20 protein-coding genes and 1 pseudogene are annotated in these 24,110 nt (G+C 69.7%); 16 read left to right on the top strand and 5 right to left on the bottom strand.

From position 1 onward, the window contains the following. The first annotated feature begins 12 nt into the window (after positions 1-12). Both HLB44_RS26775 and HLB44_RS26770 read left to right on the top strand, forming a co-directional pair. Positions 13-807: an SDR family NAD(P)-dependent oxidoreductase gene (locus HLB44_RS26775; protein ID WP_173130113.1), complete on the top strand. Its 795-nt coding sequence runs from the start codon at positions 13-15 to the stop codon at positions 805-807. Continuing rightward, the gene (locus tag HLB44_RS26770) at positions 804-1,226 is read left to right on the top strand and encodes an acyl-CoA thioesterase (protein WP_173130110.1); all 423 of its coding nucleotides are present in this window, start codon (positions 804-806) and stop codon (positions 1,224-1,226) included. Before HLB44_RS26775 ends, HLB44_RS26770 begins: the two co-directional genes overlap by 4 nt. A gap of 1 nt (position 1,227) precedes the next feature. On the opposite strand, the gene HLB44_RS26765 is transcribed toward HLB44_RS26770, so the two are convergent. Beyond that, the gene (locus HLB44_RS26765) at positions 1,228-1,593 is read right to left on the bottom strand and encodes a thioredoxin family protein (protein ID WP_173130107.1); all 366 of its coding nucleotides are present in this window, start codon (positions 1,591-1,593) and stop codon (positions 1,228-1,230) included. A gap of 138 nt (positions 1,594-1,731) precedes the next feature. Between HLB44_RS26765 and HLB44_RS26760 the strand changes: the two genes are divergently transcribed. Continuing rightward, entirely contained in the window at positions 1,732-3,972 is a 2,241-nt protein-coding gene (locus HLB44_RS26760; protein WP_173130105.1) for an FAD-dependent oxidoreductase, read from the top strand. 22 nt (positions 3,973-3,994) lie between these two features. Here the strand turns inward: HLB44_RS26760 and HLB44_RS26755 are convergent, their stop codons facing one another. Then, complete coding sequence (locus tag HLB44_RS26755; RefSeq protein ID WP_173130102.1) at positions 3,995-5,686, bottom strand: hypothetical protein; 1,692 nt, start codon at positions 5,684-5,686, stop codon at positions 3,995-3,997. Positions 5,687-5,893: 207 nt separating this feature from the next. On the opposite strand from HLB44_RS26755, the gene HLB44_RS26750 reads away from it, so the two are divergent. The 3 genes from HLB44_RS26750 to HLB44_RS26740 all read left to right on the top strand — a co-directional run bounded on the left by HLB44_RS26750 (position 5,894) and on the right by HLB44_RS26740 (position 10,933). Next, complete coding sequence (locus HLB44_RS26750; protein WP_173130099.1) at positions 5,894-6,451, top strand: hypothetical protein; 558 nt, start codon at positions 5,894-5,896, stop codon at positions 6,449-6,451. Beyond that, positions 6,452-7,636 carry a polyprenyl synthetase family protein gene (locus tag HLB44_RS26745; RefSeq protein WP_173130096.1) on the top strand — a complete coding sequence of 395 codons (1,185 nt, stop codon included), beginning with the start codon at positions 6,452-6,454 and terminating at the stop codon, positions 7,634-7,636. It abuts the gene before it with no gap. A gap of 135 nt (positions 7,637-7,771) precedes the next feature. Continuing rightward, positions 7,772-10,933, top strand: a complete 3,162-nt coding sequence (locus HLB44_RS26740; protein ID WP_173130093.1) for an AAA family ATPase — start codon at positions 7,772-7,774, stop codon at positions 10,931-10,933. Here HLB44_RS26740 and HLB44_RS26735 read toward each other — a convergent pair. Both HLB44_RS26735 and HLB44_RS26730 read right to left on the bottom strand, forming a co-directional pair. Next, on the bottom strand, positions 10,930-12,180 hold the full coding sequence (locus HLB44_RS26735; protein ID WP_343051572.1) for a DUF445 domain-containing protein: 1,251 nt from the start codon (positions 12,178-12,180) through the stop codon (positions 10,930-10,932). The genes HLB44_RS26740 and HLB44_RS26735 overlap by 4 nt on opposite strands. Before the next feature lie 96 nt (positions 12,181-12,276). After that, entirely contained in the window at positions 12,277-14,274 is a 1,998-nt protein-coding gene (locus HLB44_RS26730) for a delta-60 repeat domain-containing protein (protein ID WP_173130090.1), read from the bottom strand. 160 nt (positions 14,275-14,434) lie between these two features. On the opposite strand from HLB44_RS26730, the gene HLB44_RS26725 reads away from it, so the two are divergent. Then, on the top strand, positions 14,435-15,517 hold the full coding sequence (locus tag HLB44_RS26725) for an NAD(P)H-dependent flavin oxidoreductase (protein ID WP_173130087.1): 1,083 nt from the start codon (positions 14,435-14,437) through the stop codon (positions 15,515-15,517). Here HLB44_RS26725 and HLB44_RS26720 read toward each other — a convergent pair. Beyond that, entirely contained in the window at positions 15,510-15,785 is a 276-nt protein-coding gene (locus tag HLB44_RS26720) for a hypothetical protein (RefSeq protein WP_173130084.1), read from the bottom strand. The genes HLB44_RS26725 and HLB44_RS26720 overlap by 8 nt on opposite strands. Positions 15,786-16,084: 299 nt before the next feature. Between HLB44_RS26720 and HLB44_RS38230 the strand changes: the two genes are divergently transcribed. From HLB44_RS38230 to HLB44_RS26675, 9 genes and pseudogenes are all read left to right on the top strand, one after another. Beyond that, on the top strand, positions 16,085-16,246 hold the full coding sequence (locus HLB44_RS38230; protein WP_343051571.1) for a hypothetical protein: 162 nt from the start codon (positions 16,085-16,087) through the stop codon (positions 16,244-16,246). Next, a complete protein-coding gene (locus HLB44_RS38225; protein ID WP_173130081.1) occupies positions 16,243-16,968 on the top strand; it encodes a peptidoglycan-binding protein in 726 nt (241 codons plus the stop codon). Before HLB44_RS38230 ends, HLB44_RS38225 begins: the two co-directional genes overlap by 4 nt. A 9-nt stretch (positions 16,969-16,977) precedes the next feature. Beyond that, positions 16,978-19,125 (top strand): OmpA family protein, encoded by a 2,148-nt coding sequence (locus HLB44_RS26705; RefSeq protein ID WP_173130078.1) that lies wholly within the window; start codon positions 16,978-16,980, stop codon positions 19,123-19,125. A gap of 73 nt (positions 19,126-19,198) precedes the next feature. Beyond that, the gene (locus HLB44_RS26700) at positions 19,199-20,095 is read left to right on the top strand and encodes a hypothetical protein (RefSeq protein WP_173130075.1); all 897 of its coding nucleotides are present in this window, start codon (positions 19,199-19,201) and stop codon (positions 20,093-20,095) included. 56 nt (positions 20,096-20,151) lie between these two features. After that, positions 20,152-20,859 carry a hypothetical protein gene (locus tag HLB44_RS26695; RefSeq protein ID WP_173130072.1) on the top strand — a complete coding sequence of 236 codons (708 nt, stop codon included), beginning with the start codon at positions 20,152-20,154 and terminating at the stop codon, positions 20,857-20,859. Positions 20,860-20,956: 97 nt separating this feature from the next. Further along, on the top strand, positions 20,957-21,904 hold the full coding sequence (locus HLB44_RS26690; protein ID WP_173130069.1) for a TIM44-like domain-containing protein: 948 nt from the start codon (positions 20,957-20,959) through the stop codon (positions 21,902-21,904). Between the two features lie 48 nt (positions 21,905-21,952). Next, positions 21,953-22,264 (top strand): polyhydroxyalkanoic acid system family protein, encoded by a 312-nt coding sequence (locus HLB44_RS26685; RefSeq protein ID WP_173130067.1) that lies wholly within the window; start codon positions 21,953-21,955, stop codon positions 22,262-22,264. A 252-nt stretch (positions 22,265-22,516) separates the two neighbouring features. After that, positions 22,517-23,263, top strand: a pseudogene (locus HLB44_RS26680) (IS110 family RNA-guided transposase); the annotation flags it as partial. A 468-nt stretch (positions 23,264-23,731) separates the two neighbouring features. Beyond that, positions 23,732-23,926, top strand: coding sequence for a hypothetical protein (locus HLB44_RS26675; RefSeq protein ID WP_173130064.1), 195 nt, complete (start codon positions 23,732-23,734; stop codon positions 23,924-23,926). The last annotated feature ends 184 nt before the right edge of the window (positions 23,927-24,110 follow it).

Below are 24,110 nucleotides of genomic sequence, written 5' to 3'. Positions count from 1 at the left end.
TAAAGTAAATGCATGCCTGATTCGAACCCCTCGCTGCCGCTCGCCGGACGCCATGCGCTGATCACCGGCGCGGGGCGCGGCATCGGCGCCGCGATCGCCCGCCGCCTCGCCGCCGACGGCGCGACCTTGACCCTGCTGGGCCGCGGCCGCGACGCACTGCAGGCGCTGGCCGCCGAGCTGCCGCCCGGCGCCGTCGCCCGCACGATCGCCTGCGATGTCGGCGATCCGGCCGCCGTGGCGCACGCCTTCGCCGAAGTCCGCGAAGCGCAGGGGCCGCTGCAGATCCTCGTCAACAACGCCGGCCAGGCGGACAGCGCGCCCTTCGATCGCACCAGCGACGAGCTGTGGCAACGCATGCTGACGGTCAATCTGAGCGGCAGCTTCTTCTGCATGCGCGCCGCGCTGCCGGACATGCGGGCGGCAGGATGGGGCCGCATCATCAACATTGCCAGCACCGCGGGCCAGCGCGGCTACGCCTACGTGGCCGCGTACACGGCGGCCAAGCACGGCGTGATCGGGCTGACACGCTCGCTGGCGCTCGAGGTGGCGGCGCAGGGCATCACCGTCAACGCCGTCTGCCCGGGCTACACCGAGACCGCATTGCTGCAGCACAGCCTCGACCAGGTGGTCGCCAAGACCGGCCGCAGCGCCGACGCCGCACGCGCCGCCTTCGTGCGCCACAACCCGCAGGGCCGCATGGTGCAGCCCGACGAAGTGGCCGATGCGGTGGCCTGGCTGGCCACGCCGGCCGCAGCGTCGATCAACGGGCAGGCGGTGTCGGTCTCGGGCGGCGAGGTGATGGCATGAGCGGTAGGTTCGAGCGAGCGCAGCGCATCCGCTTCAGCCACTGCGACCCCGCCGGCATCGTCTTTTTCCCGAGCTACTTCGTGCTCTTCAACGGCCTGGTCGAGGACTGGGTCAGCGATGCGCTCGGCATCCCGTATGCCGCGCTGATCGGTGAGCGCCGCATCGGCCTGCCGACGGTCAGCCTGCAGACCGGCTTTCGGGCGATCAGCCGCATGGGCGATGCGGTGAGGCTGGGCCTCGAGGTCGAGCGCCTGGGCCTGCGCTCGTTCACGCTGGCGCTGGACTGCTGCGGCGCCGACGGTGCGCAGCGCGTGCAGGCACAGCAGGTGATCGTGACGACCGACCTGGACAGCCATCGCGCGGTCGAGATTCCCGAGGACCTGCGCGCGGCGATCGAGCGTTTCCGGCAAAGGCCGTGAGTCACCCCGCCGTGCTCGGCAGGTCTTTCGGCTGCTCCAGTGCGTCGTCCAGCCATTGCACGACGTTCGCCCCGTTCACATCGGGGTTGGAGTGGAACTTGCGCCGCGCGCGGTTCTTGCGGAAGAGCAGCAGCGTCGGAATGGTGTCGATGCCGAGTTGCTCGTCGAGCTCCGGTACGTCGTCGACGCTCATCTTGATCAGCACCAGATTCGCGCCGTGTGCCGCCGCGATGGCGTCTTCCGCTGCGGGGCACAGGCAGATCCCGCATCCGTCGCCGTAGGCGCTGAGCAGGACCGGCGTGCTCTCCGCCCGCAAGGCCTCGAGCTCGCCAAGGGTCTCGACGATCCTGAACGCGTAGGCACTCATGCGGGCCTCCAGTGAAACGGCTGCCGGGAAGGGTGCATCGCGTGACCGGCGCGTATATCCTACCGAGAGTCGAAACGCGGTCGCACCGTCCGCTGCCATGGCACGCGCGAGCGATCGGATCACCGGACGGAGGGTTCGATGGCGGACGATCAGCAGGCGCGCGAGATCAAGGTCGCGGTCGTCGGAGGAGGCATCGCGGGGCTGACCGCGGCATGGGCACTGCTCAACCGCGGCTACAAGGTCACGCTGTACGAGGAGCGGATGCACCTCGGCGGCAAGATGGGCGCCCATCCGGCGCGCATCCCGCTGTGGCGCCCCAGGAAGCAATGGCAGCCCGGGGCGAAGGAAGCGGCCGAGGCGTACATCGACGTCGACCAGGGCGCCTTCCACTCCGAGGCCGCCGCCGACAAGCTCAGCGCTGCGATGGACCGGGGCGAGGTCCCGGCGTTCATCCTCGAAGCCTTGCGGTTCCACTACCTGGGCGTGATGAAGCGCCTGGGCCTCGAGATTCCGGCACTCGACGTCTGGGCCGATGAATGGGAACTGCTCCGCGCGGTCGAGACCTTGCCGCCAGGGCACAGACGCGTCACGCGTCTCTTCGACGACTCACCCCATCTCGTCGGTGCGCGAGACAAGTGGGAGATCTGCTACACCGGCGTGAAGGTCCGCGGTCTCGAAGCATTGACACTCGCCTTTCGTGTGGCGATCTACGACCGGCGCGACGGGCGCCTGGCGCTGGAGCTGTCCGATACCGCGTACCACGAGCACTGTTATCACATGTTCCTCAATTGGTACCGGAACTTCTGGGCGCTGATGGAGGAGGTCGGACTCGAACGCAGCACGGCTTTCCGGCCTCATGACGAGGTCGTGCACGTGCTTCCCGGAACGATGCCGCTGGCCCGGCGCAGCCAGGTGATGACGACGCTGGGCGACTTCTCGCGCGGGGCCGAGAACCTGCTGTCGGGCGCCGCCTCCGTGCCCGACCTGTTCCTGTGGATGTACTCGATGGTCGACCTGGTCAGCCACCAGTTCGACCCCGGGCGCTACCTGGACCGGCGCAGCGTGCACGCGTTCCTGAGCTCGCGCTGGTACGCCACCGAGCAGAGCGTGCGCTTCCACGAGCACCTGCTCGCGAAGGCGTTTGCGGTGCCGACCTACTTCAGCTCGGCCTACACCTATCGCAAGTACGTGGCGTACACCATGGCCGCGCCCGACCCCATGCTCTGGGTGCTGCACGGCGACAGCTACACGGCGCTGTTCGAACCGTTCGAAGAGCGGCTCAAGGACAAGGGCCTGAAGATCAGGCGCGGCCTGCAGGTGCGTGGAATCTCCCGGGGCGCTGGCCCGCTGAGAATGGAGGTCCGCGCGTCGGACATCCTTGGCGCTCCGCGCTCGCGCGGCGGCCGCAGGGTCGCCGACGACGGCGAAGCCCCGGCCGATGCCGCCGGCGACACCAGCCTCAGTTCGTTCACCCCCGACTACATCGTGCTCGCCGTTCCGCCGAGTGCGCTGGCGCGCATCACCTTCGACTTCCGCACCGCGGTGCCGGGGCTGGCGAGCGTGCGCAAGCTGCAGAGTGCCGTCACCGCGTCGCTCGATCTGCACTTCGTGCGTCCCCTCGACGGCATTCCGCCCAGCCACATGGTGCTGCGCCAGTCGGCGCTCGGACTGACCCTGATGGACAACGCCCAGGCCTGGCATGACGACGACCCTGACCCTTGCCGGCGGCGGCCCACGCAGCTGAGCGTGGCCGTGACCGACTTCTACAAGATCGACGGCATGAGCAAGGCCGAAGCCACCACCGCCATCATCGAGGACCTGCGCCGCTTCTTCGACTTCCGCGACGAGGACATCGACTTCACGCGCACCTACCTGCAGATGAACGACGGCGAGCCGCTGTTCATCAACGAGGTCGGCAGCGAGCCGTGGCGCCCCGGGACCCGCACGGAGCTGCGGGGCCTGTTCCTCGCCGGCGACTTCTGCGAGAACGACATCGGCGTCGTGACGGTGGAGGGCGCGGTGGTCAGCGGCCTGCTTGCCGCGCGCGCGGTGCAGGCGCAGCTGCGCGAGGACCGTCCCGAGATCTGCGCCACCGACCCGCTGTTCGAGGAGATCCCGATCCTGCAGCCGGAAACCCTGCCGCTGGCCAGCGCCGAGGCCGTCAAGGCATTGCTGCTGCCGCAGGCGGCGATGGCCTATGCCGCTTCCAAGAAGATGGAGTGGGCGCGCTGCCCTGAACGAGCGCTGACGCCCCGGGACCTGCAGTTCCATCTCGAGCAGGCATTGCAGAGCGCGGGCGCGGCACCCGCGATCGGCGCCGGGCTCGCGGCGCAGGCCGCGCAGTGGGTGGCGGACCAGCACGCACGCGGGCGGGCGTGAGGCGTTCGCTGCAAGACCGCGCTCAGTCGAATTCCGGCGGCGGCGACGGCACCGGCGTCGGCGCGCCGAGCTGTGTGCTGACGTTCTCCGCCCAGGCCGCATGCAGGGCCTGCGACCGCCTGCGCCCGAGCTGATCGATCAGCCCCAGCCGGTACAGCTCGCCCAGCAAGGGGTGAGCGAAGGCCAAATGGGCGTAATCGTCCTGCACCTCGAGCGACAGCTCGACGCCGCTGCCGGCGCTGCGCACCGACTCGCCGCGAGCGAATCGCATCAGCGCGCTGCGATGCCACTGCCCGCTGCTGTCGGCCGGCTTGCGCGTGTACAGCAGCATCGGCAGGGCCGAGGCAGACGACGACGCGCCGCCGCGCGGCAGCCGCAGCGTCAGCGTCGCGTGGTCGAGCTTGACGCAACACTCGACGTGGGTCGGCCGATACAGCACGGTCCAGTGTTCCACGTACTCCTTGCGGTAGCCCCAGATGGTCTCGCCGACTTCCTTTCCTTCCCGCGTGGACACGAGGATGCTGCCGAGCGTGGCGACACCCATGCTCAACGGGTCCTTGCGCGGCGCCACGAAGCAGCCCAAGCCCAGTTCGTAGTATTCGCCGGCGTCGGTGTCGCGGTGGTGCACGAAGAACAGCGCCACCGGCGTGCGGCCGCCGCCCATGTCCAACGGTCGCATCTCGGCCCCTGAATCGACCGAGAAGCATTCGCGCGACTCCTGCACCAGCCGGTGGTCGACCGACCACGTGGCGAAGCCCTGGGCGGCGTCCTGGTCGCGCAGCGGCAGCCGGTAGCGCTGCGCGCCGGCGAGGTAGTCGCGGCCCGCTTCGGCGCCGTAGACCTCGCCGCCGCCACTCCAGGGGCGTGCAGCGGCGCCGTCACCCTGGCGGATCTCGAACCAGCGATCGAGGCCATGGTCCATCACGAGCAGCTCGTAGCGGTTTGGCGGCCCGCACCGGACCACGCTGACGGCTTTCGAGAGCGGGTGGCCGAACGTGGCGAAGCACTCGCTCAAGGGCTGCAGCCAGGCGTTGTCGGCAGCGGCCGTGGACAACAGCTCGTTCAGGTCGCCGCGCCGCCTCAGCTCGCGCAAGCAGCGCTCGCCCAGCTTGTCGGAGAGCTGCTCCAGCATCGCATAGGCGGCGGAGAGCGGCTTTGCCTTCGACTGCAGCAGCCACTGCAGCGCCTCGTGCACCTTCACGAAGCCCTGCATCCTGTCGGCCCGCACCTCGTGCTTGAGCTCGTCGAGCAGCCGCGGCAGGTCGGTCCGGCGTTCGTCCGCGGTCAACGTCTGCAGTGCGTCTTTCGCGGCCGCGAACTGCCTTGCGTCCGCGATCCTTTGCAGCCGTGTGAGCAGCTCGGTCGTCATCAGGGGGGCGTCGGTCTTGCCGACCATCTCGATGAAGCGGTGGAACTGCTGCTCGGCGTGGCTCCACGGGCGACTGTTCCGTTTCGCGTCGGCATCCGAGCGGGCACGAAACAGCAGTTGCGGGCCACTCGCCGAATCGACCACCTGGCCGACCCGCTCGAGCACGCGAGGCATCACGCCGGCAAGCGCCCCGAGTGTCTGCTGGTACGGGGCCAGCATGCGTTCGATCCACGAACGGCCCGAGGCTTCGGGCTGGGCGTCCGGCGGCAGACCCAGGGCCTGCCGCAGCCCGGCAGCCGTCAGGGAAGCCACCGCCTGCGCCATCATCCCAGCAGGATCCGGCATCGAAGCGCTCTTGTCCTCTCCGCTCGCCATCGTCGGTTCCTCCCTCCACAAGGCTGCACATTCGAGCCGAGGCCGACGCAGCGCAGGCTGCATTGCCCTCGGCAGAGGCACGTGTCATCATGACAGAACGATGCGCGCAGCGCATCGGGCACGACGTTGCTGCATAGCGTGCGGAGAGCCACGAACAATCAATATCGCGACGCTGCAATGGCCACGGATACCGATGTCACTGCCGACGCTCTCTCGCGCGCACTCGGCACCCTGTTCAACCTCGGCCAGGCCGGCATCGACTGGGCGAGCGTGGCGCGTGCCGTCCTCGCCTTTCGCGAGGAAGAACGCCAGCGCTGGCTGGACGCGAACGACGAGCTTGCCGCACCGCCGAAGTACGCGTCGATCGAACCCGAGCGTGTGCGCCGGCAGGCTCACGCCGGCGGCAATGCCGCGGCGCTCTTCATCGAGGTGCAGGCCGGTTTGCTGGCCTGCCTGCTGCGCACCGGCCGCGACTGGCAACGCCTGCTGCAGGACTGCGCGCCGCCGCTGCAGCAGGCCGCCGATGCGTACCAGGCCGAGGCCGACGCGCCGCCCGCCGTCACCGAAGCGCTGATCAACCAGGTCGTCATCTTCACGCAGGTCGTGGGCGAGTTCTTTCGCGACCAGGGCGCGCAGCTCGAGCGGGAACTGCTGGTGCTGCAGGACGAGGTACTTGGCCGGGGTGGGGATGGCCGGGAGCCGATCGCCGGACCGCTGCGCCGGCCGAAGGACTGAATGCCGATGGCATCGGTCACGCCACAGGAAGTCATCCGCGAGGTCGGCCTCGAGTCCGAGTGGAGTCGCCTGCGCCAGCGGGTCATGCACTGGGTCGGCCACAGCGATCCCGACCTGCGCCCGATGCTGAAGCAGCAGTTCGAAGGCAGCTCCAAGTACTTCCGCCCGCTGACCGTGTTCGCCTGCCATCGGGCGGTCTCGAGCGAGCCGGTGTCGGAGCGCGTGCTCATCGCCGCGCAGGCCGTCGAAATGTTCCACAACGTCACGCTGATCGTCGACGACCTCGTGGACGGATCACCCACCCGCCGCGACAAGCTGACCCTGCACGCCAAGTACGGCCCGCTGACCGCGTGGATGGTGGCCGGCTACATCGACGCCTGTGCCAACGACCTGCTCGCGAGCCGGATGCCGGACGAGTCGGCGGATCTGCGCGGCGACGACGACGAGACGCGGGCACGGCGGCGTGACGGGCTGTTCGATGGCAGCGACGGGCGCGCGGCGAAGGACCGGGCAAGCGCCTCGGTGCTCGCTCCGCGGCGCTTCGACACGCGCCGCGACTGGGAACCGATCAACCTCGCCGGCCCGGTGCGGTTCGACCTGCGCCTGCTGTCCGAGCTGAAGAAGCGCCTGGCCATCGCCGAGTGCGTGCAGTGGCACAACCGCAAGGGCGGCGTGCTGCGCCCGGGCAAGAAGCGCAGCATGCGCATGCTGGGCCTGGCCGACTGGCGCTACCTGGCGCGCGAGGACACCGGCTCGATGTTCGAGATCTGCGCCTGCCTCGGAGCCCGATCGCAGCGCTACCGGCGCTTCGGCCGCCTGCTCGGCATGCTCTACCACGGCTGCGACGACGTCGCCGACGTGCGCGCGTTGAAGCGCCTGGGCGGCGGCGGCGAGGAAGACCTCGAGGAAGGCATCCTCACGCTGCCGGCCGCGCTGGCGATCCAGCACAGCGAGCGCATCCGCGCGCTTCATGCGAAGCCGAAACGCACGCCGAGAGAGCTCAAGACGCTGCGTGCAGCGCTCGTCGAACAACTGCCGCAGGCAGCGCAGGAGCTCGACGCCATCCGCCGCCAGGTCGAGGTCGAGGCGCAGCGGCTGGGCGTGCGCAACGCGGCCCAGATGCACAGGCTCATCGACCACGTGCGCCAGCTCGCGCCGGCGGACGACGGCGAGCGCGCTGCCTAACCCAGAAGGTACGCGTCCGTGGAATGCCCCAAGTGCGCAATGCAGCTGTCGGCACTGCACAGGTATTGCCCAGGGTGCGGTATCCCGCTGCGCGGCGCGTCGCCGCCGAATGCCCCGCGGGCCTCGGCCCCGGAGATGCGCCAGGCCACCGTCCTGCTCTGTGACATCGTCGATTCCACGGCCCTGACCAACGCCCTCGATCCCGAGGACGCGCGCGAGCTGCTGGTACGCGCCCAGCGCTGCATCGAGGACGTGGTGCAGCGGCACAAGGGCGTGGCGGACCACGCGTTCGATCGCGAGGAGGGTGACTCGCAGCTGTTCTGCTTCGGACTGCCGCATGCGCAGGAAGACGCCGCCGAGCGCGCGGTGACGGCGGCGCTCGCGACCATTGCCGAGATCGCCAGGCTGCGCGTGATCCCCGATGTCTCCATCCGGGTGCGGATCGGCGTGGCGACGGGCGTCGTCGTGGTGGGCCACGGGCCCGGCGACGGACCCGACCGCAAACCCGTCATCACCGGTGCGGCGCCCAATCTGGCCGCGCGGCTGCAGGCAGCGGCCGCTCCGAACACGGTCGTGATCTCGCCGACGACCCGCAAGCTGGTCGGCGACTTCTTCGATTGCGTCGATCTCGGTGCGTTGACCCTGAAGGGCTTCGACGAACCGGTCAATGCCTGGCGCGTCGATGGCCTGCGCCAGGTGGCGAGCCGGTTCGACGCGTTCCATCCGTCCGCGTCGCTGTCGCCGCTGGTCGGCCGGGAGCACGAGATCGCTGCGCTGCTCGACGGTTGGGACCTGGTGCGTGAGGGCGTCGGGCAGGCCGTCGCCATCGGGGGCGAGTCGGGCATCGGCAAGTCGCGCATGCTGCGCGTGGTACTCGACCGGCTGCAGGCCGAAGTCGCGACGGTGCTGCAGCTGCAGTGCTCGCCGTACCACGTCAACACCGCGTTCCACCCCGTGGCGCGAAGTCTGGAGCGCAGGTTCAGCCTGAGGTCGGATGCTGGCCCGCTCGCGCAGCTCGCGCATGTGGAGAGCGTGCTCACGCAGGACCACGGTCGCCCGGCTGCCGATGCGCAGCTGATCGCGCAGCTGCTGGTGGTGGCGGTGGTGCCGGTGGAAAAGGCCGACGCTTCGCCATCCCCGCCGAACCCGCGCCGCAAGCAGGACACGATCGCTGCACTGCTGGATCTGCTCGAAGCCTTCGCCCGCAAGGGGCGTTGCCTGCTGCTGTTCGAGGACGCGCACTGGGCCGACCCGAGCACGCTCGAGCTGATGGGCGAGCTCGTCGCGCGGGTGGCGCGCATGCCGCTCTTCCTGCTCGTCACTCACCGCCCGGAGTTCGATGCGCACCAGCTGGCCGGTGAAGGGCTGCGGCGCCTGACGCTGTCACGGCTGGACCGGCCGCAGGCGGCGGTGCTGGCCACGCGGCTGGCCGCGGGCAAGGACCTGCCCGCGCAGGTGCTGGATCGCATCCTCGAGCGCAGCGACGGCATTCCGCTGTTCATCGAGGAGCTCACGAAGACGACGATCGAGTCGTCGGAGATGGGCGCCTGGCCCCGCATCGCCGCGGCCGACGTCCCGGTGCCGGCCACGCTGCGCGACTCGCTGATGGCGCGGCTGGATCGCCTGCCGGCGGGCAAGACCGTGGCGCAGATCGGCGCCGTGATCGGCCGCGAGTTCAGCCACGCGCTGCTGTCGGCCGTGGCCGCCTTGTCCGACGACGACATCGAGCATGCGCTGGACAGCCTGAGCCGCGCGGGGCTGACGTCCGTGCGCACCGGGATCGACGGGCCGACCTACGTGTTCAAGCACGCGCTGCTGCAGGACATCGCGCGCGACTCGCTGCTGCGCAGCAGGCGCCGCGAGCTCAACGAACGGGTCGCGCGCACGCTGGAGGCACGGTTTGCGCACACCGCCGAGGCCCAGCCCGAGCTGCTGGCGCACTACTACGGCGAAGCCGGCGTTCACGAGCGGGCCGTCGAGTACTGGAAGCGCGCCGGCGACCAGGCGGCACAACGCTCTGCCAACCTGGAGGCGATCAACCAGCTGGAGCGGGCGCTGCAGCTGGCACGCCAACTGCCGGACGGGCCGGCGCGCATGCAGCAGGAGCTGGAGGTGCGCGCCATCCTCGCGCGCACGATGGCCGCGGCCAAGGGTTATGCGTCGCCCGAGGTCGCGCAGGCATTCGCCAGCGCACGCGAGCTCTTTCCGCACGTCGCGGACAGCACCCACAAGTTCGTCGTGCTGCGCGGCGAGTGCCAGATGCTGCTGGTGCAGGCCCGCTACGACGAAGCGTACGAGCGCGCGCACGAGATCCGGCATCTCGCCGAGGACGAGCGGAACTCGGGTTGCCTGGCCGACGCGCAGCTGCTGATCGGCGTCGCGCACATGTACCGCGGCGACCTGCAGCAGGCGCGCGAGTACCTCGAGCGCAGCACCCGGGTCTACGACCCTGCGCAGCATCTGCCGCACGCGGTGCGCCAGGGCGCCGACATCGGGTCCGCGGCGCTGGCCTACCTGGCGCGCGCGCTCTGGCTGCTCGGCCACCCCGACCTCGCGCTGGAGCGCGGCCTGGAGGCGGTCGAGCTGGCGCACAGCTCGAGCATTCCGCTGAGCCTGACGCAGGCCTGCGGCATGCTGGCGCTGGTCCAGCAGGTGCGCGGCGACCTCGCGAGCACGAAGGCTTGGGTGGACGACACCCTGCAGTACGCGCGCGAACAAGGCCAGCCCTACTGGATCGCCCTGGCCGACATCGTCGCCAGCTGGCTGCGGGCGTGCGAACAACCCTCTGCCAAGGCGGCGGCGGCGCTCGCGCGCCGCATTGCCCAGTACCGGGGCACCGGCGCGCGCCTGGGGGCGTCGTGGGCGCTGCTGCTGCTGGCCGAGGCGTACCAGGCCGCCGGTCTGCACGAACCGGCACTGAACGCGCTGGCCGAGGCGCAGCAGCACATCGATGACACCCACGAGGGCTACTACGCGGCCGAAGCGCAACGCCGCCGCGGCGAATTGCTGCTCGCGCAGGCGGGCGACGCGCCCGGCGCGGAGGCCTGCTTCGTGCGCGCATTGGCGATCGCGCGCGAGCAGCAGGCCAGGTCCTGGGAGCTGCGCGCCGCCACGAGCCTGGCACGGCTGTGGAGCGGCGAGGGACGCACCCGCGAGGCGCGCGAGCTGCTGGCCGGCGTGCAGGGCGCCTTTGCCGAAGGCCAGGACACGGCCGACCTGTGCGAAGCGGCGCAGCTGCTGTCGTCGCTGGCGGGGGCCGAAATTCAGGCGCTGCGTGACGGGGCCCTGCCAACCTAGGCCGCTCGCGACAGCTCGGTCACCGCGTGGATCGAGAGCCCGACCAGCCCGCCCACCAGCGTGCCGTTGACGCGGATGAACTGCAGGTCGCGCCCGATGTTGCGCTCGAGCTCGTCGGTCATCTCTTCGGTGTTCCAGTCACCGACCCGCGCGACGATGTAGCGGCGGATGTCTTCGCGGTAGCGTTCGATCCATTGCGGTGCGGCCGCCAGCAGCTGCTCGTTGATCCAGGTCCGCATGCCGAGGTCGGCCTGCAGCTTCTCGCCGACGATCCGAAACGCCGTCGCCACGTGGGCACGCAGCACCGACGCGTCGCCGTTCAGGTCGGCCTGCAGCCAGCGCACGATGTCGCTCCACAGGCCCAGCAGGTAGGCGCCCAGCGCCGGGTTGGCGAGCAACTGGTTCTTCAGCGCTTCGATGCGCCGCTGCAGCTCGGCGTCATTCTTCAGGCGCACGACCAGGCCGGCCATGAAAGCTTCGAATTCGCCGCGCAGCGGGTGCGCGGGGTCGTCCGCCATCTCGCCGATCAGGCGGATCGTGCCCGCCACCATCTTGGTCGTCGCGAAGCGCCCGGCCACGTTGTCCAGACCGACGAAGCGCAGGTACTTCACTTCCGTGGCGATGACCTCGGCCAGGCGGGCCTTCAGCTCGTCGTTGTCCAGCAGGTCCGCGAGCTTGCGCAGCAGCGCGTCGAGCAGCGGCCGATGGCGCTGCTCGTGACTCAGCAGGCCCAGCCACTCGCCGGCCAGCCGTGCGGTGTCGAGCCGGTCCAGCGCTTCCAGTGCCGTCGCGCGAAAGAACTGCCGCACGCGCTCGTCGTCGAGCGCACCCAGCGCGTAGCGTAGCGTCGCGCCCAGGTGGCCCGCCACGGTCTCGGCATGCCCCGGCGCCACCAGCCAGCCGGCGAGCCGCGCCCCGGGGTCGAAGCGCTTCAACTTTTCCAGCACTTGGCGCGTGCTGAGGAAGTTGGCGACGATGAAGCTCGCCAGGTTGCGGCCGATGCGGTCCTTGTTGCTCGGAATGATCGCGGTGTGCGGAATCGGCAGGCCCAGTGGATGGCGGAACAGCGCTACCACCGCGAACCAGTCGGCGATCGCGCCCACCATCGCCGCTTCGCTGAACGCCGCCACGTAGCCCCACGCCGGATGCAGCGGCTGCAGCCAGGAGGCGAGGGCATACAGTGCCGCCGCGCCGGCCAGCAGGCCGAGCGCGATGCCTTTCATCTGGCCGAGGCTGAGGGTCGTCACGTCGGGCCGTTCAAAGCGCGGGAGGCGCCAGCGTACGCCATCGACAACCGGGTGCGGCCGGCGTCGGTTTCCCAACGCCGGCCGGGCCGCATCAGCTCACAACCACAGGCGCAGCAAGCCGAAGTCGTAGTTGCTGCCGCTCACCTCGCCGCCGAGGATCGCGCGCACCGTCGGCACGCGGTCGTCGCTTTGCAGCACCATGCCGCGCGCGCTGTCGCTGCGCGTGCCCGTCGCCACGGGACGGATCGCGATGCCCTGTTCGCCGAACTGCGTGTCCAGCGCGCCGCCCGGCAGCAGCCGCAGCGCGACGAAGTCGCCAGCCGAGCTGTTGTCGCGGTAGCTCCAGCCGCCGAGCAGCAGCTTGCCGTCGGCCTGGCGCACCACGGCGGTGGCGTTGTCCCAGTTGCTCGCGCTCACCGGCACGGTGACCAGGCCACCCTGGCCGAAGCTCGCGTCGAGCGTGCCGGAGGCGCTCAGCTGCGCGGCGGCGAAGTCGTTGTAGATGCCGCCGGCCAGCACGATGCGCCCGCCGGGCAGCAGCACCACCGAGCGCGCGGCGCCGATGTTGCGGCCGAACAGGCCGACGACCTTGCCGCCCTGGCCGAAGGTGGCGTCGAGCGTGCCGCTCGGCGTGTAGCGCGCGGCCATGAAGTCGCCTTCGCCGCCGACGGCGAGGATGCGTTCCTCGCCGTCGATCACCGGCAGCGCCAGCGCGTAGATCACATCGCCGCCGCTGTGCGTCTGCATCGGCGTGACCACCTTGCCGCCCTGGCCGAAGCCCGCGTCGAGCGTGCCTTGGACCGTCAGCCGGATCAGCGCGAAGTCCTGGCCGCTGGCGCTGGTGCTCGTCAGCGTGGTGCCGGCGACGACGATCTTGCCGTCGCTCTGAACGACCACCGCATGGGCGCGGTCGGTGCCGTTGCCGGCGCCGATCGGCAGCACGAAGCGGCCGCCGTCGGCGAAGGCCGGATCCAGCGTGCCGTCGCCGAGGTAGCGCAGCACCAGGAAGTTGGCGTCGATGCCGGTGGCATCGGTCCAGCCGGCAACGATGATCTTGCCGTCGGGCTGCACGGCGAGCGCGCGGGCGCTGTCGCCGCGTGCGCCGACTTGCGTGATGACCTTGCCGCCCGTGCCGAAGGCCGGGTCCAGGCCGCCGTCGCGCAGGTGGCGCGTCAGCGCCACCACCGTGCCGGTGCTGATCGCCGTGGTGCCCGCGGTCAGCACCTTGCCGTCGGCCTGCACGGCAACCGCATGCGCGTAGTCCTCGCTGTTGGCCACCGGGGTGATCTGCGTTCCGCCGCCGAAGGAGGTGTCGACCGCGCCGGGGACGCCACGCACGGTGACCGTCACGTTGCCGCTTGCGGCGACGTTGCGCGAGCCGAACGCCGCGCTGGCCGTCAGCAGCGCGGTGGTCGGAAGCGAATGCGGTGCCGCGGCCTGCGCGACGAGCTGGAAGTCCACGAACGCGGCGCCGGGAGCGACCGTCACCGCCGCGGCCGTCACGCCCGCCGGCAGCCCCGACAGCGCCAGCTGCATCGGGCCGCCGAAGCCGTTCAGCCGTTCGACGTTCACCCGCAGCGCGGTGCTGCTGCCTTGCACGACCTGCACCTTGTCGCTGGCCGGCGTGCTGCGCGCGCCGGGCGCCGTCGGCGTGATGAAGTCCGTGACCTGGCCCACGTGCAGCGGGTCGTTGCCGAACGCGCCGCCCATCACGTACACGCCGCCCTTGACGAACGCGCCGTCGTCCAGCACCACGCCGAGGTAGACGCCGGTGGCGCCGTAGTGGCGATACACGAACGGCGCCAGCGACGCCGTCGACGCGTGGACCGGGAAGTAGGCCGGGAAGGTGGCCTCGGCGAAGTCCATCAGCTGGTTCGCGGCGGCCTCGGGGTCGAACACGGCCAGGCCGGTGGCCTGGACGGCGAGGGCCCGCTTTCGCGTGGCGGTCGCGGTCAGGGCCTGTGCGGCGGCCTGGGGCACGCTGGCTGCGGGAACCTGGGTCGGGGTGGCGGTGTCTTCGCCGCCGCCGCCGCAGGCGGTCAACAAGCTGGCCAGCAGCGCGCTGGTGGCCCATCGGGCAAGGGGGGAGTGCATCGGAGCAAGTCCTGTCGGTGTGATGCGCTGCACTCTAGGGAGCCGGCCCTGAGTCGGCATCGCCCGAACGGGCCATGGCGGGGGATCAGGCGAGCCATGGTGCCGACCGAAGCCCATCGCGCGGCTGCGCGCCGGGCGATAGACGGACTACGATCCATGAATGCAAACGCCCCTCTGCGCCCGCCTGGGCCTCGACGTTCCGATCGTCCAGGCCCCGATGGCCGGCGGCTGGACGACACCCGAGTTGGTGGCGGCCGTGTGCAACGCCGGCGGCCTGGGCATGCTGGCCGCGGCGCGTTTGTCGCTGGAGCAGCTGCGCGGGCAGATCGATGCCGTGCGGCGGCTCACCACGCGACCCTTCGGCGTCAACTTCCTGCTCGCCGCGCCCGGCGCCGCGCCGGCCGATGCCAGCGGCATGCAGCGGGTGCTCGATGCCGGCCGCGCCCAGCGGGGCCTCGCGCCAGGCTCCGCAGCGCTGGCGCTGCCGCCATCGGCGCTGGCCGCGCAATTCGAGCTGGCCTGCGATGCCAGGGTGCCGGTGGTCGGCTTCGCGATGGGCGACCCGGCGCCGCTGGTGCCGCGCGCCCAGGCCGCCGGTGCCTTCGTGATCGCGATGGCCACCAGCGTGGCCGAGGCGCGGCGCCTGGAAGCGGGTGGCGTCGACGCGATCGTCGCGCAGGGCAGCGAAGCCGGCGGCCACCGTTCGTGCCTGGAGCCGCCCGGCGACACCGCGCCGCCGCTGATCGGCACGATGGCCCTGCTGCCGCAGGTGGTCGATGCTGTCCGGGTGCCGGTGATCGCGACGGGCGGCTTGATGGACGGCCGCGGCGTGCTGGCCGCGCTGGTGCTCGGCGCGCAGGCGGCGCAACTGGGCACGCGCTTCCTGCTGGCGCTGGAGGCGGGCACCTTCCCGGCCTACCGGCAGCGCCTGATCGAGGCCGACGAGACCGACACCGTCGTCACGCGCGCGCTCACCGGCTGGCCGGCGCGGGCCGTGCGCAACAGCGTGGTGCGGGCGGTCGAGGCCGCGGGCGAGCCGCCGCTCGGCTGGCCGTACCAGGCGCTGGCGGCGGAGGACCTCTACCGCGCCGCGATCATCAGCGGCGATGCCGACTGGGCGCCGCTGCTCGCGGGCCAAGGGCTGCGGCTGGCGCGGGGCGTGTCGAGCGCGGCGGAGATCGTCGCAGCGTTGAAGGCCGAGATCGCCGCCGGCGCCGAGCGGCTGGGCGCTGGGTTCAGGTAGCCGAGGGCACGGCCCCGTCGGCGCCTTCGGTCAGGCCCAGTGCCCAGGCCTTCCACTGGGCCGCGTACTCGTGCGTGACCGCCGTCGCATCCGAGGACAGCCGGCCGATCGTCGTGGCGACGATGCCGCGGATGTGTTCAGCCTGTTGCCGCTGATCGGCAGAGTCCGCGAGCTCGGCCACGGCCTTCAGGTTCTCTTCCATGGCCAGCGCTCCCGCGGCCTCCCGCGCGGCCCGCTCGGCCGTCGCTGCATTCGTCTGGTCAGTCATGGGATGTCTCCTTGGAGGTGATGGAAAAGAAAAGAGCACTTAGGCCTGAGACCTAAGTGCTTCTCGTAGAAGGGAAATCGGGAAGAAAAGCGCTGGGGTTGCGGGTGAATATAGCGTCTTTCCGAATTTCTCCGGATCTGGCCCCGCCATGCCCTGGAAGGCCGATCGAACGGCGCCTGCAGGGCCTGGCTGGGGAGCGGGTCCCACCGGCCCGAAGCCCGACATCGTGAAGCCTGGTGTCGACGGCATCAGGACGAAATCCCCAGCCTGCAAAGTGAGCGGCTGCTGGCCGTCGCGACGTGCTGACGAACAACGCGGGCGTCGGCGCACTCGGCGCCTTCTCGGCGGTGGCATGTCCGGCTGACGTGGCGGAGGTGGTGCGGCAGGCGGTGAACGACACGTCGGAGCGGCTTCACTTTCCGGCGGGGGCCGATGCGGTGGCGTTGGCGCAGGCCGGGTGACCAACGTCATCCATGGCGCCGCGTTCCGTTCGCTAGAGTGTCTAACGAGCAATGCGCCTGCGGGCGTGTCGCTCGCCAGCCAGGCTGCCCTCACCATGCCCATCCACGTCGTCGAGCAAGGCGATCACCTCTCGAGCATTGCCGAGCGGGCCGGCTTTCACGACTTCCACACGATCTGGGACCATCCGGAGAACGCGGAGCTGAAGGCACTGCGCAAGAACCCCCACGTGCTGCTGCCGGGCGACAGGGTCTTCATCCCGGACAAGGAGGTGCGTACCGAGCTGCGCCCGACCGATGCCAGCCACAAGTTCAGGCTGAAGAAAGAGGTGCTGAAGCTGCGGGTGATGCTGCAGAAGGTCGATGGCGAGCCGATCCCGGACACGATGGCGGGTCTGCTGATCGACGGCACGGCCTCGCGCGAGCCGATCAGCGCCGGCATGCTCGACAAGGCGATCGCGCGCACCGCCCGCAACGGCAAGCTCGAGCTGACCGATGACCAGATCGCCATCGGCATCGGCGATCTCGACCCGGTGGAGGAGAAGTCCGGCCAGCTCGCGCGGCTGTTGAACCTCGGCTACTACCGCCGCGCGCTGGACCCGGTCGACGAAGACGAGTGGAAGTCGGCCGTCGAAGAGTTCCAGTGCGACCACGAGCTCACGCCGGTGACCGGCGAGTGCGACGGCGCGACCCAGGCGAAGCTCCTGGAAGTGCACGGCTGCTGAAGGCACGACATGAGCGGCGGCGTTTCCGGAACCCACACGCTGCATGTCGATCACCTGCTGCGCGCCGGACCGACCACGGAGGACAAGCACAACACCTACCGCATGGCGCTGGTGCCGCTGGCCTGCTGGCACATCAAGGACGTCCGCTTCGAGTTCGAGTCTTCCTTCGTCCTGCCCGATGCGGCCGACGAGATGCAGATGCTCGCCAAGCTGCGGGCCGAACATCCGGGTGCGCCGATCTCGGTGTTCGGGCATGCCGACCCGGTGGGCAACGACAAGTACAACAAGGAGCTGAGCGGCCGCCGCGCCATCGCCGTCTACGCGATGCTCATCCGGCGCGAGGCGATGTGGGAAGAGCTGTACAAGAAGCCGCACTCGATGGGCGGCGACGTGTGGGGCCAGAAGTCGATCCACCGGATGCAGGATGCGCTCGGCCATCCGCACTCCACCGTCGGCTCCTCCCTCGACCGCGCGATCCTGTTCCGCGCCTACATGGACCTGGTGTGCGGCGAGTTGGTCCTGACGCCGGGCGACTTCCTGGCCCAGGGCGCCGATGCCGACGGCAAGGGCGACTACCAGGGCTGCGGCGAGTTCAACCCGCTGCTGGTGTTCTCCCAGAAGGAGACCGCCCAGCTCCAGCAGAACCCCCCGAAGCGCAACGCCGAGAACGCGCCGAACCGGCGCGTGCTGGCCTACCTGTTCAGGCCCGGTTCGGTGGTCAGCCCCGGCAAATGGCCATGCCCCACCGCGAAGGAGGGCACCGAGGGCTGCGTGAAGCGGCTGTGGTCCGACGAGAAGACCCGGCGCAACCCGTCGGCCGACCGGCGCGAGTTCGAGGAGACGCACAACACCTTCGGCTGCCGCTTCTATCACCGGATAGCGGTGGAGTCGCCCTGCGAACGCGCGAAGGCGGTGGTGTTCTTCATCAAGGACCTGCGCTTCGAGCCGGAGAAGGCCTTCTGCGGCGACAAGGTCAAGCTGCTGGCCACCACCAACCTGCCCGATGGGGTCGTGGTGCGCTTCCAGCTGAAGGCGAAGCAGGGTTCGTCGACGCTGAAGCCGCTCGACGTCATGCCCGCGGGCGGGCAACTGAGCCACGAGTTCGAAGTCAAGGATGTCGACTTCAAGAACGGCAGCAGCTTCTTCGACAAGGTGGAAATCGATGCCACGCTGGACCCGGCCAGCCCGGCCAAGGCGCTGGTCGATCCGGGCAGCAAATCCTTGACGGTCGAAGCCCTGCTCGATGCGCCGGACGAGGAGTTCTCCGAGCATCGGACCTGGAGCGGATTCGGGAACGATTCGAAGTTCCTGATGAAGATCGAGAAGTTCCGGGCCAAGGTGCATCCGGAATTCAAGATCATGAAGGTGTTCGGCGCCTACATGGTCGACCTCAACTCGTTCAGCATCACCGGTACGGCGACGAACGGTCCGAGCCGCAGCGGGTGGCGCTGGGCGCGCGTCACCGGCAGCAATACGTTCATGCCCGACCAGTACCACGACGGCACGACATGGAAGGCGCTGCCGGCCGGGTTCAAGGCCGCGGCCGATGCGAACTCGGTGATCTACACCGCGGTCGGGCTCATCAAGAAGGGCACGCAGTTCTTCCCGCAGCAGTCGGCGACCGGCGGTGGACCGTTCCCGACGACGTTCGCCGACTACAACTTCGACGATCCGACGCTGGTCGCCAAGCGCGCGAAGTGGGTCAAGGTCACGCACGACAAATGGAGCGGCGTGTTCCAGTTGCGCCGCAAGGACTGCCACTCAGGCAACGCGGTGCGCTGCTGCCGCTATGACGTGGATGTCGACGTGAAGCTGACCAAGGTCGAGGTGGACGGGCCGGACGTGATCGGCGTCGGCCGCGAAACCTTCCGCTCCAATGCCGGCGTGTTCTTCATGGGCGACCCGCGCGACACCTTGCTGGCGCACGAAGCCGGCCACCACATGGACAACCCGGACGAGTACAAGGGCGGTGCGGTCGATCCGGGCCTCTCGGGCGATGGTGCAGTTGCCGGCATCGACAACGACTCGATCATGGGGCGGGACCACACCAAGGTGAAGAAGCGGCACTATCACGCCTTCCCTGATCTCATGAAGAAGAAGTCGATCAAGAACAAGTACGGCCGCGACTACGACTACCTCGTGGTCGACAAGGTGTGAGCGCACTCATGAGCCCCCGCCCGGCCGTTCCGAAGGGGGCTCGCACCGCAGTGCGAAGCACGGAGGTTACCCAGTGAGCGCCATGCAGGCCGTGTTCGATCGCATCCTGGCGGGTGACGCCCACCTGCTGGACGGCTTCGCCGTGCAACGCGTGGTGACCTCGGGTCGCCGCACCGAATCGGGTATCTGCATCCACGAGGACCGGCTCGACATTGCCGGCGATGGCCGGGTGCGGCTGGCCTTGCACCGGTCCTTGTCCGACATGCCCGGCCGGCAGGTGGGCGTGTTCGAGACGCAGGTGCCGGCGGATGTCGTGGTGGGCCTGGTGCGGCTGTTGAAGGCGCACCCGTTCGAGACGATGCCGCGGTCGCAGATCCGACCGGTTGACACGGTCATGCGCCTGTCCGTCGTCGCCGGTGGCATGGTGTCGGAGTTCACGTTCGCGTCGACCGACAGGGACGCCGCCGCCAGCCTGCGGCCGCTGCTCGGCGAGCTCGCCACACTGCTGGCCAGGGCCGAGGAACACCCGTCGATGACGCTCGGGCTGATGCTCGCCGCGCCGGAGCGCGTCGCGATCGGCGAGTCGCGCCTGGCGGTGTCGGTCGCCTTCGGCAACTTCGGTTCGCAGGGCTACTGGATGACGCATCCCGCGCACCTGGCCGGCGGCGACGACCTGTTCGTGCTGTTGTACGGCCGCCTGCCGGAGGTGCGCGACGATCAGATGCCGCCGCCGCTGGAGATTGCGCGCGTACCGCTCGAAGTGAGCGTCCGTCCGGTGCCCGACCTGGTGTGGATGGGGCCGCGGACGAAGATGACGATCGAGTGCTCGGCCGAAGTCCGGTTCCAGGCCGGCGGCCCGCACTTCATGCGCGCCGGCTACTGCACGTATGGCGGGGAAGCGACGATCGCCTCGCAGCCGCGATTCGTCGGGGGGGTCTTCGCGAGCGACATCGAGGTGCTGGTGACGTGAAGCGGCGGTCTGCCCTGGGCGCTGCAGCGTCGCTGGTCCTCGCGATGGGAGAAAACATGGCCGCGACGACAGCGGACTTCCGGTTCGAATATGCCCAGAGCGCGGGCATCGGCGGGGCTGACAGCCGCCTCGAGATCGACGGCGACCAGGCCACCTGGTACCACGAGCCCCCGGTGGCGGTGATCGAGCGCGGGGTCATCGGCGTGTTCCGCACCCAGGTGAGCGCAGCGGAACGGCAGGCGCTCGCCGCGGCGATGCCGGCCGGGTCGACGCCGGGTTTGAGGCCGGGCATGCCGGCGCAAACCGCGCGGCTGAAGAGCGCTGGGCAGGAGCGTGTGGTCGCGCTGGCGCCGACCGATCCAGCGGCGGACCGGCTCAAGGCGGAAGCGCGGAAGATCATCGAACGGGCGCGCTCGCGGCCTTACCGTGCCTTGCGAATCGATCTGGTGCAAGTCGAGCCGCCGCGGGTGCGGATCGAGAACGTCGGATCCGAGCCGCTGGTGCTTCCGCTCGACGAGCAGTCGCTCTTCGTCGAAAGCTCGCCGACGTCGCCCGTGGAATGGCAGCGTGCCGGCGCCCGATCGTGGCGCAGAACCTTCACGATCGCGCCGGGCGGGCATGCGGACGTCGATCTGCCGGCGGTCCTCCCGGCCGCCCGGCCGCGCTGGGTGCGGGCGATGTTTCAGCGGCCGGCGGCGGACAGCCTCGAGGACGTGGGGGGGACTGCGTCGTCGCGGCATGTGCGGCTGGACGCGGCGAGGTAGCTCGGCGGGGCGGGAGAAAGCACCCTTGCGATAACCGCCCGCGGCTCCATATAGTGAGTCACCGCTGGGTTTTCTCCCGGCTCGAGAGAGACATCACGTGAAGAGACTGTTGTTGAGCGTGTTCGTGGCCCTGTGCAGCCTGAGCTTCGTCGCTGTAGATGCCGAGGCCTCGCGCCTCGGCGGCGGCCGCAACTCCGGCATGAAGCGCCAGACGCCGCCGGCGCAGGACGCCCAGGCGACCCCGGCCAAGCCGGCCCCCAACGCGGCGGCACCGGCCGCGGCGGCCGCGCCGCAGGCGGCAGCGCCGAAGCGTTCGTGGATGGGGCCGATCGCCGGCCTCGCCGCCGGCCTCGGCCTGGCCGCGCTGATGAGTCATCTGGGCATGGGTGCGGAGTTCGCCAACTTCCTGACCATCCTGCTGGTCGCTGCGGTGGCGTTCTTCGCGCTGCGTTTCCTGCTGAAGCGGTTCGGTCCCGGGGCCGCACGTGGCCAGGCCGCGGCCGCGCCGCAGGGCATGAGCTTCGCCGGCGCCGGCGCAGGCGGCGTTCCCGGATCGGCATCGGCATCGGCATCGGCATCGGCATCGGCTTTCGGCTCGGGAGGCGCCACGTCGGCTGCCCCTGCAACAGCGCCGTTCGCCGCCGTCCCGGCGACTGCCCGCGGCCTGCCCGCCGACTTCGACGCTCCGGGCTTCGAACGCATCGCCAAGCTGATCTTCATCCGCATGCAGGCGGCCAACGACGCCGGCGACCTGAACGACCTGCGCCAGTTCGCGACCCCGGAGATGTTCGCCCAGTTCCGGCTCGACCTGCAGGAGCGCGGGCAGGCCGCGCAGCAGACCGATGTCGTGCAGCTCGACGCCCGGGTGCTCGATGTCGACGCAACGCTCGACCAGCACATCGTCAGCGTGCGTTTCCACGGCCTGATCCGCGAGGACCAGAACGCGCCGGCGGTGCCCTTCGACGAGGTGTGGCACCTCGTCAAGCCCGTCGACGGCAGCCGCGAGTGGGCCATCGGCGGCATTGCGCAGTACGCGCCGGCCTGACGCGTCCGTTCCGGCTTAGGCGCCCGCCTTCGCAGAACGCTTCGGCGCATGGCAACACCTCTCACCGTCAGCATCCCTCACCAGCTCGGCCGCGCCGAGGCGCGCCGCCGAATCGAGACTGGCTTTGCGAAGTTCGTCCACTCGATGCCCGGCACCACGGGCGCCTCCAACGAACGCTGGGACGGGGACCGCTTGACCTTCGGCATCGCGGCGATGGGTCAGACCATCGCTGGGGCCATCACCGTGCTCGACGCCACGGTAACGATCGAGATCGAGCTGCCCGGGGTACTCGGGTTGATCGCTAGCGGCCTCCGGGACCGGATGAAGAAGGTGGGACAGCTGCTTCTGACGAAGGAGTAGCGCCGGTTCGCGGCCGCGTGAGTCGAGTCCGCCATGACTTTCGGCTCGACGCCCCCCGCATCCGGTGACCTCGACCTGGGCGTAACAACGCCTGGGCGAACTCTTCCGCCCGTCATCGGAGCCACGCCATGCCTCACAGCGCCTCACGCACCGCAACGATTGCTGCCGTCATCGGCGGAGCGCTCTTGTTCGGCTCGCCGCCCGGACATGCCGCGGTCGAGTTCGGGCGTTGCGACGGCATGCGGCCTAACGAACGACGCGGCCGACGCCGCGGCGATCTGCGAGGCGGTGCAGCGGCCGAACATGCGCTTCGTGCCGGTGAAGACCGAGGCGGCGCAAGCGCGGCTGTGCGTGCACCGCATGCGCCGCGGCTTTGTCGAGCAGCGCACGGGGATGATCAACCGGCTGCGGGGCCTGCTCAGCGAGCTCGGCATCGTGCTGCCGCAGAAGGCGGCCACGGTTCGGCGCCAGGCCGCCGAGCACTTGGAAGACCTGCCGCAGTGGGCGAACACGGCCGTGGGCGACGCGCTCAGCGAGATCCATCGGCTCGATGAGCGGCTGGACGAGTACGACCGCCACGTCAGCCTGATGGCTGCGGCCGACGAACGAAGCCAGCGCCTGATGTCGCTGCGGGGGATCGGCGCGACCACCGCCAGCGCTTTGCTGGCCTCGATCGGCAACGGTCACGACTTCAGCAACGGCCGGCAGCTTGCCGCCTGGCTGGGCCTGGTGCCAGGCCAATACAGCTCTGGAGGGAAAACCCGGCTCGGACGGATCACCAAGGCCGGTGACGATTACCTGCGCACGCTGCTGATCATGGGCGCGCGAGCTGTGCTGGCTGCAGCCAAGGGCAAGGCCGATCGGCTCAGCCGCTGGGCCCTCGCGCTGGCCGAGCGACGCGGTTACTGGAAGGCGGTGGTCGCCATCGCGGCGAAGAACGCGCGCATGGCTTGGGCGGTGCTTGCCAAGGGCGAACAATTCAAGCCGATCCAGGGCTGACGCCTCGGCCAGCCGCGTCCCGACCACACCGCCGACCACACCGCCGCAGGAGCCGGCGCGAGCATTGCAACTTCTTCCACCGCGTGACGACGATGCGTTGATGAGCCAAGGGTTCGGACCCGCGTCGGGAGAGCTCGATCACCTCCAGGAGACGTCCTCGTACGTTCTCGGCTAACGAATGGAGCCCCGACGCGCATCTTTCATCAGGGTCCGCAGCATTTGAGTCGCTGCAACATGACCGGTTGTAGTTTGGCAGTCCGCTTCTCTTGTGCTGGCAACGCGTTCAACGTCACCCCAGGTGATCCCGACCATCAAACTGGCGCTCCGACAGGACGCGTCAAATGCGAGCTATTGCTTGACAGACGGGGAAGCCCTTGTAGTTTGAGGTAACGCGCGGCCGCCAGCGGAGCGCCAGGGCCGCGAGGCACATGATATGCCTGAGTGCCTCGCGGCCCTGGCGCGTAGCTGGTGGACGTCGCGTTGACCGAAGGGTTAGGCATCGCCGCGTTTGGAGATGTGAATTACCGCCCCTTCGATTCGGGGTTGCGCTTTCCCAGGAAAGTCAAAGTTGATGGCCAGCTTCGCGTCGAAGGGGCGCTCAGCGCTACCTTCGTTGCGACAAAGGGTCTGAATCTCCGAAGTGAAACGCTCGCTCTGACCTGACCTTGTTGCTAGATCGCAGGCGTCCTTAGATGCGAACGTTACGGTGAACGCCGGAAAGATGGGCTCTTCGTCGTTTCGTGTGGAACGGGCAACCGGCGTTCAGTGAGCGTACGCGCCTGAAGTACGCGGCATAGCCGCGGCGAACGGGGAGACCGGCAGATGCGTCAGCTTGCCCAGCCGCAGG

Origin of the sequence: Pseudaquabacterium terrae, from assembly GCF_013266755.1 — a bacterium.
In the GTDB taxonomy this organism is placed as follows: domain Bacteria; phylum Pseudomonadota; class Gammaproteobacteria; order Burkholderiales; family Burkholderiaceae_C; genus Pseudaquabacterium; species Pseudaquabacterium terrae.
Note: the sequence above shows the minus strand (reverse complement) of the source record. Positions and strands in the feature narration are given on the sequence as shown.

Coding starts and splice junctions, on each gene's coding strand:
- HLB44_RS26775 (WP_173130113.1), top strand. CDS start 13: ATGCCTGATTCGAACCCCTCGCTGCCGCTCGCCGGACGCCATGCGCTG.
- HLB44_RS26770 (WP_173130110.1), top strand. CDS start 804: ATGAGCGGTAGGTTCGAGCGAGCGCAGCGCATCCGCTTCAGCCACTGC.
- HLB44_RS26765 (WP_173130107.1), bottom strand. CDS start 1,593: ATGAGTGCCTACGCGTTCAGGATCGTCGAGACCCTTGGCGAGCTCGAG.
- HLB44_RS26760 (WP_173130105.1), top strand. CDS start 1,732: ATGGCGGACGATCAGCAGGCGCGCGAGATCAAGGTCGCGGTCGTCGGA.
- HLB44_RS26755 (WP_173130102.1), bottom strand. CDS start 5,686: ATGCCGGATCCTGCTGGGATGATGGCGCAGGCGGTGGCTTCCCTGACG.
- HLB44_RS26750 (WP_173130099.1), top strand. CDS start 5,894: ATGGCCACGGATACCGATGTCACTGCCGACGCTCTCTCGCGCGCACTC.
- HLB44_RS26745 (WP_173130096.1), top strand. CDS start 6,452: ATGCCGATGGCATCGGTCACGCCACAGGAAGTCATCCGCGAGGTCGGC.
- HLB44_RS26740 (WP_173130093.1), top strand. CDS start 7,772: ATGCGCCAGGCCACCGTCCTGCTCTGTGACATCGTCGATTCCACGGCC.
- HLB44_RS26730 (WP_173130090.1), bottom strand. CDS start 14,274: ATGCACTCCCCCCTTGCCCGATGGGCCACCAGCGCGCTGCTGGCCAGC.
- HLB44_RS26725 (WP_173130087.1), top strand. CDS start 14,435: ATGCAAACGCCCCTCTGCGCCCGCCTGGGCCTCGACGTTCCGATCGTC.
- HLB44_RS26720 (WP_173130084.1), bottom strand. CDS start 15,785: ATGACTGACCAGACGAATGCAGCGACGGCCGAGCGGGCCGCGCGGGAG.
- HLB44_RS26705 (WP_173130078.1), top strand. CDS start 16,978: ATGAGCGGCGGCGTTTCCGGAACCCACACGCTGCATGTCGATCACCTG.
- HLB44_RS26695 (WP_173130072.1), top strand. CDS start 20,152: ATGGCCGCGACGACAGCGGACTTCCGGTTCGAATATGCCCAGAGCGCG.
- HLB44_RS26685 (WP_173130067.1), top strand. CDS start 21,953: ATGGCAACACCTCTCACCGTCAGCATCCCTCACCAGCTCGGCCGCGCC.